At 72.0% G+C, this 12,248-nt stretch carries 13 protein-coding genes; 7 read left to right on the top strand and 6 right to left on the bottom strand.

Going from position 1 to position 12,248, the window contains the following annotated elements:
- Positions 1 to 4: 4 nt before the first annotated feature.
- Together CS0771_RS03010 and CS0771_RS03005 are read right to left on the bottom strand one after the other, a co-directional pair.
- Complete coding sequence (locus tag CS0771_RS03010) at positions 5 to 808, bottom strand: M23 family metallopeptidase (protein WP_244870576.1); 804 nt, start codon at positions 806 to 808, stop codon at positions 5 to 7.
- A 275-nt stretch (positions 809 to 1,083) separates the two neighbouring features.
- The gene (locus CS0771_RS03005) at positions 1,084 to 1,803 is read right to left on the bottom strand and encodes a M23 family metallopeptidase (protein WP_244870575.1); all 720 of its coding nucleotides are present in this window, start codon (positions 1,801 to 1,803) and stop codon (positions 1,084 to 1,086) included.
- 328 nt (positions 1,804 to 2,131) lie between these two features.
- On the opposite strand from CS0771_RS03005, the gene CS0771_RS03000 reads away from it, so the two are divergent.
- The 4 genes from CS0771_RS03000 to sucD all read left to right on the top strand — a co-directional run bounded on the left by CS0771_RS03000 (position 2,132) and on the right by sucD (position 5,758).
- Positions 2,132 to 2,539, top strand: a complete 408-nt coding sequence (locus CS0771_RS03000; RefSeq protein ID WP_203741522.1) for a cobalamin B12-binding domain-containing protein — start codon at positions 2,132 to 2,134, stop codon at positions 2,537 to 2,539.
- Positions 2,540 to 2,828: 289 nt separating this feature from the next.
- Positions 2,829 to 3,500, top strand: coding sequence for a hypothetical protein (locus CS0771_RS02995; RefSeq protein ID WP_212839685.1), 672 nt, complete (start codon positions 2,829 to 2,831; stop codon positions 3,498 to 3,500).
- 183 nt (positions 3,501 to 3,683) lie between these two features.
- A complete protein-coding gene (gene sucC, locus CS0771_RS02990) occupies positions 3,684 to 4,862 on the top strand; it encodes an ADP-forming succinate--CoA ligase subunit beta (protein ID WP_212839684.1) in 1,179 nt (392 codons plus the stop codon).
- 8 nt (positions 4,863 to 4,870) lie between these two features.
- The gene (gene sucD, locus CS0771_RS02985) at positions 4,871 to 5,758 is read left to right on the top strand and encodes a succinate--CoA ligase subunit alpha (RefSeq protein WP_212839683.1); all 888 of its coding nucleotides are present in this window, start codon (positions 4,871 to 4,873) and stop codon (positions 5,756 to 5,758) included.
- A gap of 66 nt (positions 5,759 to 5,824) precedes the next feature.
- On the opposite strand, the gene CS0771_RS38520 is transcribed toward sucD, so the two are convergent.
- Both CS0771_RS38520 and CS0771_RS02975 read right to left on the bottom strand, forming a co-directional pair.
- A complete protein-coding gene (locus tag CS0771_RS38520) occupies positions 5,825 to 6,253 on the bottom strand; it encodes a hypothetical protein (RefSeq protein ID WP_244870574.1) in 429 nt (142 codons plus the stop codon).
- Positions 6,254 to 6,265: 12 nt separating this feature from the next.
- Complete coding sequence (locus tag CS0771_RS02975) at positions 6,266 to 6,517, bottom strand: hypothetical protein (RefSeq protein WP_212845584.1); 252 nt, start codon at positions 6,515 to 6,517, stop codon at positions 6,266 to 6,268.
- Between the two features lie 205 nt (positions 6,518 to 6,722).
- Between CS0771_RS02975 and CS0771_RS02970 the strand changes: the two genes are divergently transcribed.
- Complete coding sequence (locus CS0771_RS02970; protein ID WP_212839682.1) at positions 6,723 to 8,231, top strand: DUF6350 family protein; 1,509 nt, start codon at positions 6,723 to 6,725, stop codon at positions 8,229 to 8,231.
- A gap of 70 nt (positions 8,232 to 8,301) precedes the next feature.
- On the opposite strand, the gene CS0771_RS02965 is transcribed toward CS0771_RS02970, so the two are convergent.
- Together CS0771_RS02965 and CS0771_RS39200 are read right to left on the bottom strand one after the other, a co-directional pair.
- A complete protein-coding gene (locus tag CS0771_RS02965) occupies positions 8,302 to 8,580 on the bottom strand; it encodes a CD225/dispanin family protein (RefSeq protein ID WP_212839681.1) in 279 nt (92 codons plus the stop codon).
- Between the two features lie 186 nt (positions 8,581 to 8,766).
- Entirely contained in the window at positions 8,767 to 9,756 is a 990-nt protein-coding gene (locus CS0771_RS39200) for a DUF4190 domain-containing protein (RefSeq protein ID WP_212839680.1), read from the bottom strand.
- A gap of 183 nt (positions 9,757 to 9,939) precedes the next feature.
- Here CS0771_RS39200 and purN point away from each other — a divergent pair, with 183 nt between their 5' ends.
- On the top strand, positions 9,940 to 10,545 hold the full coding sequence (gene purN / locus CS0771_RS02955) for a phosphoribosylglycinamide formyltransferase (protein ID WP_212839679.1): 606 nt from the start codon (positions 9,940 to 9,942) through the stop codon (positions 10,543 to 10,545).
- Between the two features lie 67 nt (positions 10,546 to 10,612).
- On the top strand, positions 10,613 to 12,193 hold the full coding sequence (gene purH / locus CS0771_RS02950; protein WP_212839678.1) for a bifunctional phosphoribosylaminoimidazolecarboxamide formyltransferase/IMP cyclohydrolase: 1,581 nt from the start codon (positions 10,613 to 10,615) through the stop codon (positions 12,191 to 12,193).
- Positions 12,194 to 12,248 lie beyond the last annotated feature (55 nt).

The following is a 12,248-nucleotide window of genomic DNA, read 5'->3' as shown; positions in this document are numbered from 1 at the left end:
AGGATCAGCAGTTGATCGGCACGCCGCGGGCCTTCAGCCACCCGCTCGGCTCGATCTGGTTCCACATGCCCTTGTGCACCTCGAAGTGCAGGTGCGGGCCGGTGGAGTCACCGGTGGAGCCCTCGTAGCCCAGCAGGTCGCCGGCCTTGACCTTCTGGCCGAGCTGGACCGCGTCGCGGCTCATGTGGGCGTAGTGCGTGAAGTAGCCGTCACCGTGGTCGACGACGACGGAGATGCCGTAGCCGCTGTAGGCCCAGCCGGTGCTGAACACGGTGCCGGGGCCGACCGCGCGGATCGGGGTGCCGGCCGGCTCGGCCAGGTCGACGCCGGCGTGCAGCACGCCCCAGCGCTGGCCGAAGCAGGAGGTGACCTGCGCGCCCGGCATCGGGCTGCCCCACAGGGGAGCGGCCTTGACCGGCGCGGCGGCCTTCGGGGCGGCCTTGGGCACCGTGGTGCCGGCCTTGGCCTTGGCCTGGGCGGGCTGGACTGCCTTGGGGGCGGTCTTGGGCGCTGCCTTCGGCGCGGCCTTGGGGGCGGCGACGTTGGCCTTCGCGGCGGGCCGCGCGGCGCGGTCGGCGCGGTCGGCCGCGGCCTCCCGCTTGACCGTGGTGGTCTGGGCCACGGGTGTCATCGACTCGGGTCCGTTGTCGATGTTGGCGGCGACGAAGCCTACAGACGTGACACCGGCCAGAACCGCGACGGCGACGACCTGACGGGAGCGACCGTGCAGGCCGCTACGGATCTTGTCGTTGACCAGGTCGAACTTGGCGCGGGCGGTCTTGAGGAGTTCGGTCTTGCTGCCTTGCATGAGGTGGGAACCTCCGGGTCTTCGTTGACACGGGCTCGAACCAGGTTGCCTGGTCGAATCCGGTCCGACCACCCCGTGCCTCAGCTGATCCGGACAATCCGGCATGTACGACTCAGGAACTTTGCCCGGTTTTCGTACCCACACCGACCCGGAGTCCCATCGGGGTCGAGTGACCTGCGCCACCCGAATCCGGTGACCGGGGCCACCCGACGTGCTCCCCGAACACGACAAAGCCGCCCGGATCACCCTGAAACCGGGCGGCTGCGAGCCGTTTCTCAGCTGATCGAGCCGTCGTAGGCCGCCTCGATCTCCAATTCGAGGTCGAGCCCGCGCTTCTTGAGCCACGGGATCGGGTCCACGGCCACGTTGTTCACGTGGACCTCGAGGTGCAGATGGGGGCCGAAGGAGTGACCCGTGCTGCCGCAGAGGGCGATGATGTCGCCGGCCTGGACCTTCTGCCCGACCTTGACCAGCAGCGCACTCGCGTGGCCGTAGACCGTCTTGACGCCGTCGCCGTGGTCGACGATCACCGAGATGCCGTAGCCGCCGTTCCAGCCGGCTTGCACGACCGTGCCCGCGTGCAGCGTGGCGAACGGGACGCCCTCGTTAAGCGCGACGTCGACGCCCTTGTGCAGCTTGCCCCAGCGCTGCCCGTAGCGGGAGGTGAGGCGGAAGTCGTGCGCGGGGAGCACCCAGGCGTTCGGCGCGGAGGAGATGGAGGTGCTCAGCGTGCGGTCGTCGCCGCGGCTGGCGCGGTCGGCGGCGTCGTCACGCCCGTCGAGCCCGGCGGCGGAGAGCGCCGCGGCGTCGCCGATCAGCGCATCGGTCTTGGCGTCCTGGATGCCGGCGCCTGCCCCGAGGGCGACGATCCCGGCTCCGACCAGGGCGGTGGTGACGACGGCGGCGTACCTGCTGCGCGAGGGGGTGGACACCCGGCGCCGACCGCGATAGCGGTCACTCTCCCGTACCAGCTCCGGCCTGTATTGCTCGGGCACGAACAGCCTCCGTCATCGGTGGCGCCGGTGGGGGGCCCGACGCTCTGTCACCCACTTTGGGATGGCACTGCGGCACAACTTAACGAACCCGTAGGGGTAGGCACAAGCTCCTGTCCGCCCCCTGTTAGCTGTCGGTGCGACTGTCCGGCCCGGCTTGCCCGATAACGACCCTATTCATACATATAAGTTACGAATACCCACGGTGACGGCATGCGGAGCAGGCCGTATATACAGGCGTCGCGTTGAGAGACGGACGGACCGCTGGCGGTGACCGCCCTCGGGTGGGTTACCGTTCGTTAAGGTCAGTACGGCGGAGAGGTGAGCACTGATGGGCAGTCGTATTCGCGTGGTCGTCGCCAAGCCCGGGCTCGACGGTCACGACCGCGGCGCGAAGGTGGTGGCCCGCGCCCTGCGCGACGCCGGCATGGAGGTCATCTACACCGGCCTGCACCAGACGGCGGAGCAGATCGTGGAGACCGCGATCCAGGAGGACGCCGACGCGGTCGGTCTGTCCGTGCTGTCCGGCGCGCACATGACGCTGTTCCCCCGCGTCGTCGAGCTGCTGCGCGAGCGCGGCGCGGGCGACATGGTGGTCTTCGGCGGCGGCATCATCCCCGACGCCGACATCCCCGAGCTGGAGCGGCTGGGCGTGGCCAAGGTCTTCACGCCGGGCGCGACCACCCACGCGATCGTGGACTGGGTGCGCGCCAACGTCGCCACCAACCAGCCCGCCTGAGCGGACCCACAAGACAGCGCCGCGCCCGTGCCACCAGGCACGGGCGCGATCGTTGTAACTATGGAAGAAAAAGGGAGGAGCCGGACGCACCCCTCACACGCCCGGCTCCTCTATGCACGACGCCCCGCCGCCACCCCTCGACCGACAGGGCATCGGCCGTTTGTGTCATCCCGCTTCGGTTTTGTTTTCCGCAGCGCTCTGACATCAGACTCAACGACGCCCTGCCGCCGGGGTTACGGGGTTTCCAGGGGTCACCGGAAAGAGTGACGGGCTGCTAGGTTCTCGCGCCATGACCATGCCCGAACCCACCCCCGCGCCGCCCCCGGCGACGCCCACGCTGCGCCAGACGGTGCCCGCGGACCTGCCGTTCGCGGTCCGGCCCGCCGGAGCCTGGCGCCACATCCTCCATCACCGCCGCGGCGAGCTGGTGGTGCTCGTGCTGCTCGCGCTGTTCATGCTGCCGGTCGGCGTCTACATGCTGCTGCACTCGGGCGAGACCGTGCACAGCAACCGCTACGGCAACATGAACTCCGGCCTGCTCGGCGGCGGGGCGCTGCTGCTGGTCATCGGCCTGGGGGTGTCGCTGCCGATCACGGCCGGCCGCCAGCTGCGCAACGTGCCGCTGGCCGCCGACGCGCACGGCGTCTACGTACGCCCCAACCTCGACGCCAAGCGGGTGCTGCACCTGCCCTGGGAGCACATCGAGTCGATCTATGTGCGCGACTGGCACGGCCCGCAGCTGTGCGTGAAGCCGCGTGACGCGCGCATCGAGCCGCAGTTCAACCTGGCCAAGCAGGGCGACGCGAGCGCCCGCGCGGGTGTCGTGGTCGCCCAGAAGCGGCGCATGAAGAAGCTCGGGACCAACGTGCACGTGCCGATCGCCACCGCCGGCCAGACCCCGGACGAGCTGCTCGCCGGGCTCCGCTACCAGGCCGCGGGCCGGGTGCCCGTCGGCTCGTGAGGTATCGACCCGCACCGCCCGGTGTGCATTTGGGCACACCGGGCGGTCATGCCGATACCTCACGCTGACCGACCGTTAGGCTGCGCGGAAGGCCCAGCCAGCGGAGGATGGGCAGTGGTCCCTACGCGTTGCAGCGGGTGTCCGGCCTGCGACGCCGTGGGCTAAGACAACAAAGAGGTATCGGTGGACCTGTACGAGTACCAGGGGCGCGATGTCTTCGAAAAGCACGGCCTGCCCGTGCTCGCCGGTGGCGTCGCCGAGACCCCGGAGGAGGCCCGCGCCATCGCCGAGCGGCTGGGCGGCCGGGTCGTCGTCAAGGCTCAGGTGAAGGTCGGCGGCCGCGGCAAGGCCGGCGGCGTGAAGCTCGCGGCCGACGCCGAAGAGGCGTACGCCCGCGCGAACGACATCCTCGGCATGGACATCAAGGGCCACACGGTCCACAAGGTGATGCTCGCCGAGACCGCGAACATCGCGGAGGAGTACTACTTCTCCTACCTGCTCGACCGGGCGAACCGCACCTTCCTGTGCATCGCCAGCGTCGCGGGCGGCATGGAGATCGAGACCGTCGCCGAGGAGCAGCCGGAGAAGGTCGCGAAGATCGCGATCGACGCCAACCGCGGCGTCGACGAGGCGCTGGCCCGTGAGATCGTCACCGCCGGCCACTTCCCGGCCGAGGTCGCCGACCAGGTCGTCGCCATCGCGGTGGACCTGTGGAAGACCTTCATCGCCGAGGACGCCACCCTGGTCGAGGTCAACCCGCTGGCCAAGACCGCCGAGGGCAAGGTGCTCTGCCTCGACGCCAAGGTCACGCTGGACGAGAACGCCGGCTTCCGCCACGCCGACCACGAGGCGCTCGAGGACAAGGCCGCGGTCGACCCGCTGGAGCAGGCCGCCAAGGCCAAGGACCTCAACTACGTCAAGCTCGACGGCGAGGTCGGCATCATCGGCAACGGTGCGGGCCTGGTCATGTCCACCCTCGACGTGGTGGCGTACGCGGGCGAGCAGTTCGGCGGCGTCAAGCCCGCGAACTTCCTCGACATCGGCGGCGGCGCGTCGGCCGAGGTGATGGCCAACGGTCTGGAGATCGTGCTGTCCGACCCGGCCGTGAAGAGCGTCTTCGTGAACGTGTTCGGCGGCATCACCGCGTGCGACGCGGTCGCCAACGGCATCGTGCAGGCGCTGGCCATGCTGGAGGGCCGCGGCGAGCAGGTCACCAAGCCGCTGGTCGTACGCCTCGACGGCAACAACGCCGAAGCCGGTCGCGCCATCCTCGACGGCGCCAACAACCCGCTCGTGGAGCGGGTCGACACCATGGACGGCGCCGCCAAGCGCGCCGCCGAGCTCGCAGCGGCTGGGAAGTGATCTGACTCATGGCTATCTGGCTCACCAAGGACTCCAAGGTCATCGTCCAGGGCATGACCGGCTCGGAGGGCTCCAAGCACACCCGGCGCATGCTGAAGGCCGGCACGAACATCGTGGGCGGCGTGAACCCGCGCAAGGCGGGCACCACCGTCGAGTTCGACGGCACCGAGGTGCCGGTGTTCGGCTCGGTGGCCGACGCGATGAAGGAGACCGGCGCCGACGTCACCGTCATCTTCGTGCCGCCGGCCTTCACCAAGGGCGCGGTCGTCGAGGCGATCGACGCGGGCATCGGCCTGGCCGTCGTGATCACCGAGGGCGTGCCGGTGCACGACTCGGCCGCCTTCTGGGCGCACGCGGTCGCCACCGGCAACAAGACCCGGATCATCGGCCCGAACTGCCCCGGCGTCGCGTCCCCGGGCGCCAGCAACGCGGGCATCATCCCGGCCGACATCTCCGGCTCCGGCCGCATCGGCCTGGTGTCCAAGTCCGGCACGCTGACCTACCAGCTCATGTACGAGCTGCGGGACATCGGCTTCTCCACCGCGGTCGGCATCGGCGGTGACCCGATCATCGGCACCACCCACATCGACGCGCTCGCGGCGTTCCAGGAGGACCCGGACACCGACGCGATCGTCATGATCGGCGAGATCGGCGGCGACGCCGAGGAGCGCGCGGCCGAGTTCATCAAGGCCCACGTGACCAAGCCGGTGGTCGGCTACATCGCCGGCTTCACCGCTCCGCCCGGCAAGACCATGGGCCACGCGGGCGCGATCATCTCGGGCTCGTCCGGCACCGCCGACGCCAAGAAGGAGGCGCTGGAGGCGGCCGGGGTCAAGGTCGGCAAGACGCCGTCGGAGACCGCCCGCCTGATGCGCGAGGTCATGTCCGGCCTCTGAGCCGCGACCTGAGCACACGACGAGGGCGCTCTCCCGTGCGGGAGGGCGCCCTCGTCGCGTACCGGCTCAGTATTGGTAGTTGCTCGACATGCTGCCGCCGATGGCGAGCGCGGCGCACCAGGCCAGGGCGCCGAGCAGGCTGATCGCGGTGAACGCGATGCCCAGCCAGAAGCCGACCTTGCCCAGTGTCTGGTCGCCGCCGCGCTCCCGGGCCTCCTTCATGGACAGCCAGCCGAACAGGATGCCCAGCGGGCCGCAGCAGGCGACCGCGGTCACGATGCCGATGATGCCGTAGAGCTGCACGTTGTCGCGTCCACCGGGGCCGGGCGCCTTGGCGGGCTCGTACGGCGAGCCGGGCGGTGGCGGCGGCGGGTTGAGCGGCGGCATGGACGGCGGCGGCGTGACCGGTGGTGGCGTCACCGGGGGCGGCGTCGCCGCGCCCGGCGGCGTCGGGCCCGTCGGCGGCTCGTACGGGGGCAGCGGCTCGTTCGTCATGACGTTCTCCCGTCAGCCCATGTTGAAGTCGCCGCGGAAGACCCTCGGCCAGCGGAAGAAGTCGGCGATGATGCCGAGCACGCCGATCGCGATCGCGATGTAGCCGAGCACCGGCGACTTGCCGAACTGCTTCGCCTCGCGCACCGAGAGCCAGCCGAAGACGATGCCGAGCACGCCGCAGCAGCACAGCGCGGTGACGATGCCGAGCACACCCCACAGCGTCACCTTGTCGCCCCCGGCCCGGGGCGCGCCGCCCGGCGGCATCCCCGACGGCGGCGGCGGTGGGACCGGCGGCGGTGGTGGCGGCGGCGGCACGGACGGCGGTGGTGGTGGTGTGTAGCTCACGACACCCTCCCTCGAAGTACGACCTTGCACGCAGCGTAACCCTCCTAATGCGCATACCGGGTCGAAATGGCCACGGGGTAGAGTTCGTAGTCAACTCCGCTCGTTTGTGGTTAGGTACAGCCTGATGACGGAGCATGGTGAGTCCCTCGGCGCGCCGCCTGAGCTGCGGCGTGTCGGGCCGGGCGAGGAGGAGCCGGCCCGCCCGGACGAGGTGTCCGGCACCCGATCGCGCGCGGCCGAGACCGGACCGGACGAGGCCCGGGTGGCCGTGCGCGAGACGGTCAAGCTGGACCTGTCCCGCCCGGCCGGTCCGGCCCCGAGCGGGTACGGCTCCGACGTGGACGGCGCCGACGGTGACATCGCCACCATGGACACGGTGCTCATCCCGCACGGACGGCCCGGTGAGGACGTCTCCACCATGGAGACGGTGCTGCTGCCGCGCGGGCGGCCCACCGGGATGCGGCGCCCGCGCGGCGCGCCGCTGCCGGTGGCGGCGCTGGTCAACACCGGCTGGGCCGCGCTGCAGCTGCTCGGCCCGCTGTTCCTGCTGACGGTCGCGGTGCGGGCCGCCGAAGGCCCGATCGACTGGGCCCTGTCGCTGCGCTTCGTGCTGGCCGGGTGGCTGCTCGGCCACGGCGTGCCGCTCACCGTCGCGCTCGACGGCCGGCTCGGCGCGATGGAGCTCGCCCCGCTCGCGCTCACCGCGCTCGCGCTGTGGCGGGTCAGCCGGGCGGGTGTGCACACCACCCGGGCCATCGGCGCGCAGGGCAGCGGCTCGCTCCGGCAGGCGGCCCTGGCCGCGGGCGCCGTCGGGCTGGTGTACGGCATCTTCGGCGTCGCCGCGGCCGCGCTGGCCCAGGCGCCCGGGCTGCTGGTGCTGCCGTGGCGGGCCGGGCTGCACTTCGCGCTGCTCGGCCTGGCGGCCGGGGCGCTCGGCTCGGTGCGGGCCGGTGGCGTGCTGCGCCGCCTCGCCCGGCGCACCCCGGTGCTGCTGCGCGACGGCGTACGGGCCGGGGTGGTGGCGGCGCTGCTGGTCCTCGCGGTCGGCGCGGGCGCGGTGGGGCTGGCCGTCGCGATCAACGGCGGTGCGGCCGCCCGGGACATGGCCGGGTTCTCGACCGGCGTGCTCGGCCAGGCCGGTCTCACCCTGCTGAGCCTGGCCTACGGGCCCAACCTCGCCGTCTGGGCGGCGTCCTACCTGCTCGGGCCGGGCTTCGCGGCGGGCACGCTGCCGCTGACGCAGCTGCCGGTGTTCGCCGGGGTGCCGGACGGCCCGCTGCGCGGGGTCGGCTGGCTGCTGACCGTGCTGCCGCTGCTGGCCGGGGCGGCTGCCGCGGCGCTGATGGCGCGCCGCCGGCTGCGGCCGCGCCGGACGCGGCACGGCGACGTGGTCACCCCGCCCGCGCGCTGGCTGCGGATGTGCGGCTCGGCGCTGGCCGCGGGCGTGGTGGCGGGGCTGCTGCTGGCCGCGGCGGCGTACGCGTCGGGCGGGGCGCTGCCGGTGACCGGCGCGGTGCGCACGGGGCCGGTGGTCTGGCAGGTGGCGCTGATGGCGGCGCTGGTGGTGACGCTGGGCGGGCTGCTCGGCGTGGCCGGGTTCTGGAGCTGGCGCGGGTTTCGCCGCCAGGCATGACGAAGGGCGGCCCGCGGTGCGGACCGCCCTTGTCGGTTGATCAGGCTGCGCCCGATCAGGAGGCGCCCGATCAGAAGCTGCTGCTGCTGTTCAGGAACACGGCCTGGCCGATGCAGCACAGGCAGGACAGCACCCAGATGCAGGCGCCGACGATGAGGGCCAGCTTCGACCACTTCTTCGACTCGGCCGCGGCGGCCTGGGCGCCCGCGAAGTCGCCCGCCGCCAGCAGCGGGTTGACCTTGTTGGCGTTGATGATGGCGGGGATGGCCAGCGGCCAGAAGAGGAAGATCGAGACGATCGACATCGTCATGTTGTTGTCGATCTGCGGCTGCTGCGAGCCATACGTCATTTCGGACTCCAGGGGTGTCGGCGGCTCGGAGGAGCCGGGTCAAACGACCGGAGTCTAATGGCATCCTGTGACGGATGTGACTGGTGGGACAGCTTGTATCCGCTGTCCCACCAGGCGAGCAACGTAACAGGTCCCGGTCCGCCGCGCAGGCGGGCCGGGACCTGTCCCGTTTGGTCGGAAATCCGATCAGCGGAACTGCTGATACTGGTCGTAGAAGCGGTCCTGCCAGCCGGTCGCGATCCCGCAGATGGCGGCGATCATCGCCAGCACGCCGAGCGCGACGGCGACCCAGCCCAGCCACGCCATCGAGGCCTCACCCTTCTTGACCTTGTTGAGGTGCATCGCGCCCAGGATGACCGCCGGGATGCCGCCGATGAACGGCGCGCCGTTCAGCCAGGGGCAGCAGCAGCACCCGGTGCCGATGATGCCGCAGGCGAGCCCGATCCAGCCCAGGATGTTGTGCTGCCCGCCGGCCTTCTGGTAGACGGTGCCCTGGCTGGGCCCCAGCGGCGGGGTGGGCGCCCCGATCGGGGGCGGTGGCGGCGGCGGGGGCGGCAGCGTGCCGCCGGTCCCGTAGACGGTGCCGGGACCCTCACTGCGGTACGGCTCGGACACGGGCGGCGGCGGGGGCGGCGGTACGGGCGGCGACGGCTCGCCGGCCGGCTCGGGCCAGCCCGGCGGCGTGGACGCGCTCGCGCCCAGCGAGGGCGGGGGCGGCACCGGCGGCATGGGCGGCGGCGGGCCGGGCGGGCTCGGCGGCGGTGGCGGCGTGGGCGGGGGCGGTGCCGTCGGGTCGCTCATCGTGGACGGGACCGGCGGCTGGTAGGACGGCGGGGGGCTGAACGGGTTGTCCACGCTGCCGGGCGGCTCCGGCCAGGGCACGCCGCCCGTGGTGGCCGGCTCGGGGGCGGAGTAGGTCGCGGGCGGCTCTGGCGCGGAGTACGTCGCCGGCGGCTCCGGCGCGGACGGCGGTGACACCGGCTCCGGTGCGGCGGGGGAGACCGGTTCGGGACGCCAGGTGCTGCCCTCCGGGGGCGGGGGCACGGGCTCGCCCGGGGGCGGCGGCACGTCCGGCGAGGGCGGGGCCGGCGGCTGGTCCTCCCGGGGCGGCACCGGGGGCGGCCAGCTGGGCGGCTCCTCCTCCGGCCTCTCCGGCTGGTTCGGCGGTTGCGTCACGTGCGGCTCCTCGCGTTCGGCAGGACGTGCGGGGCGCCCGGCGTGGCGGCCGGGGTCGACACGTTCTGGAATGCAGTTCTTTGCCCAATATCTACTTTCTTCGCGTGTTTGTCGGGCAAAACGCCGTAAACGGCGGTCATACCCGGCGCGGGCCGGGGCCGGCCTGCCCGATAGGGTGCAGAGGTGACCGCTCGCCTCGTCGTCCTGGTCTCCGGTTCCGGTACCAATCTGCAGGCTCTGCTCGACGCATGCGCCGACCCCGCGTACGGCGCGACCGTCGTCGCCGTCGGGGCCGACCGCGACGGCATCGCCGGCCTCACCCGCGCGCAGGACGCCGGGGTGCCCACCTTCGTCGCCCGAGTCCCCGACTACCCCACCCGGCAGGCGTGGGACGAGGGCTTCACCGAGCTGGTCGCGGAGCACAAGCCCGACCTGGTGATCGGCGCGGGCTTCCTCAAGCTGGTGGGCGAGGCGTTCCTGGACCGGTTCGGCGGACGCTACGTGAACACCCACAACGCGCTGCTGCCGGCGTTCCCCGGCATGCACGGCCCGCGTGACGCGCTGGCGTACGGGGTGAAGCTGGCCGGGGCCACGCTGCACTTCGTCGACGGCGGCGTGGACACCGGCCCGATCATCGCGCAGGTCGCGGTGCCGGTGCTCGACGACGACACCGAGGACACCCTCTCCGAGCGCATCAAGGAGGCCGAGCGCGCCCAGCTGGTCGACTTCGTCGGCCGGCTGTCCCGCGACGGCTGGACCATCAACGGCAGAAAGGTGATCGTCGGATGAGCGAGCGCAGGGAGCGAATCATGTCGTCTGATACTCATGGCATCGGCGAGCGAAGCGAGTCGGTGGCATGAGTGCGGAGGAGCGCAAGCCCATTCGCCGTGCGCTGATCAGCGTGTGGGACAAGACCGGGCTGGAGGGGCTGGCCGCGGCGCTGCGGCGGCACGGCGTCGAGATCGTCTCCACCGGTTCCACCGCGCAGCAGCTGGAGACGACCGGCGCGCCGGTGACCCGGGTCGAGGAGCTGACCGGCTTTCCCGAGTGCCTCGACGGCCGGGTGAAGACGCTGCACCCGCGGGTGCACGCGGGCCTGCTGGCCGACGTACGCCTGGACACGCACCGCGCGCAGCTGGCCGAGCTGGAGGTCGAGGCGTTCGACCTGCTCATCTCCAACCTGTATCCGTTCTCCGAGACGGTGGCCTCGGGCGCGTCCATGGACGAGTGCATCGAGAAGATCGACATCGGCGGCCCGGCCATGGTGCGCGCGGCGGCCAAGAACCACGCCAACGTCGCGGTGGTCACCTCGCCCGACGCGTACCCGGTGGTGCTGGCGGCGCTGGAGGCCGGCGGCTTCACCCTGGCGGACCGCCGCGCGCTGGCCGCGCGGGCCTTCGCCGACATCGCCGACTACGACATCGCGGTGGCCAACTGGTGCGCCCAGGAGCTGGCTCCCGCCGAGCCCGCCGCCGCCGAGATCAGCTGGCCGGAGTACGCCGGTCTGGGCGTGTGGCGCAAGAACGTGCTGCGCTACGGCGAGAACCCGCACCAGGCCGCGGCGCTCTACATCGACCCGGCGGCCGCGCCCGGCCTGGCCCGCGCGCAGCAGCTCGGCGGCAAGGAGATGTCGTACAACAACTACATCGACACCGACGCCGCCTGGCGCACCGTGCACGACTTCGCGGGCGTGCACGCGGTGGCCGTGATCAAGCACGCCAACCCGTGCGGCATCGCGATCTCGACCGAGTCGGCGGCGGACGCGCACGCCAAGGCGCACGCCTGCGACCCGGTCTCGGCGTACGGCGGCATCATCGCGGTCAACTCCGAGGTCACCGTCGAGCTGGCGGAGCAGATCAAGGACATCTTCACCGAGGTGGTGGTGGCCCCGGCGTACAGCACCGAGGCGCTGGACATCCTCACCACGAAGAAGAACCTGCGCATCCTGCTGGCCCCGGCGTACCGGCCCAACCGGGTGGAGCTGCGGCAGATCTCCGGCGGCATGCTGGTGCAGACCCGCGACGACTTCTCCGCCGACGGCGACGACGCGGACAACTGGCGGCTGGCCGCCGGTGAGCCCGCCTCGGCCGAGGTGCTCGCCGACCTGGAGTTCGCCTGGGGCGCGGTGCGCGCGGTGAAGTCCAACGCGATCCTGCTGGCCAAGGACGGCGCCAGCGTGGGCGTAGGCATGGGCCAGGTCAACCGGGTGGACTCGTGCCGGCTCGCGGTGTCCCGCGCCGGTGAGCGGGCCAGCGGCGCGGTGGCCGCCTCGGACGCGTTCTTCCCGTTCGCCGACGGGCTGCAGATCCTGCTCGACGCCGGGGTGACCGCGGTGGTCCAGCCGGGCGGCTCGATCCGCGACGAGGAGGTCATCGCCGCGGCCAAGGCCGCCGGGATCACCCTCTACCTGACGGGCTCGCGCCACTTCGCGCACTGAGGTTCGCCCGAGAAAAGCTCCCGCCGCGCTGCTGGAACAGCGTGACGGGAGCTTT

The organism is Catellatospora sp. IY07-71 (genome assembly GCF_018326265.1).
Taxonomy (GTDB): Bacteria; Actinomycetota; Actinomycetes; order Mycobacteriales; family Micromonosporaceae; genus Catellatospora.
This window is presented reverse-complemented; position numbering and strand designations above follow the sequence as displayed.

What these genes read in the sequence shown, in the direction of transcription:
- CS0771_RS03010 (WP_244870576.1), bottom strand. Translation starts at nt 808, where the DNA reads ATGCAAGGCAGCAAGACCGAACTCCTCAAGACCGCCCGCGCCAAGTTC.
- CS0771_RS03000 (WP_203741522.1), top strand. Translation starts at nt 2,132, where the DNA reads ATGGGCAGTCGTATTCGCGTGGTCGTCGCCAAGCCCGGGCTCGACGGT.
- CS0771_RS02995 (WP_212839685.1), top strand. Translation starts at nt 2,829, where the DNA reads ATGACCATGCCCGAACCCACCCCCGCGCCGCCCCCGGCGACGCCCACG.
- sucD (WP_212839683.1), top strand. Translation starts at nt 4,871, where the DNA reads ATGGCTATCTGGCTCACCAAGGACTCCAAGGTCATCGTCCAGGGCATG.
- CS0771_RS38520 (WP_244870574.1), bottom strand. Translation starts at nt 6,253, where the DNA reads ATGACGAACGAGCCGCTGCCCCCGTACGAGCCGCCGACGGGCCCGACG.
- CS0771_RS02975 (WP_212845584.1), bottom strand. Translation starts at nt 6,517, where the DNA reads ATGCCGCCGGGCGGCGCGCCCCGGGCCGGGGGCGACAAGGTGACGCTG.
- CS0771_RS02970 (WP_212839682.1), top strand. Translation starts at nt 6,723, where the DNA reads ATGACGGAGCATGGTGAGTCCCTCGGCGCGCCGCCTGAGCTGCGGCGT.
- CS0771_RS02965 (WP_212839681.1), bottom strand. Translation starts at nt 8,580, where the DNA reads ATGACGTATGGCTCGCAGCAGCCGCAGATCGACAACAACATGACGATG.
- purH (WP_212839678.1), top strand. Translation starts at nt 10,613, where the DNA reads ATGAGTGCGGAGGAGCGCAAGCCCATTCGCCGTGCGCTGATCAGCGTG.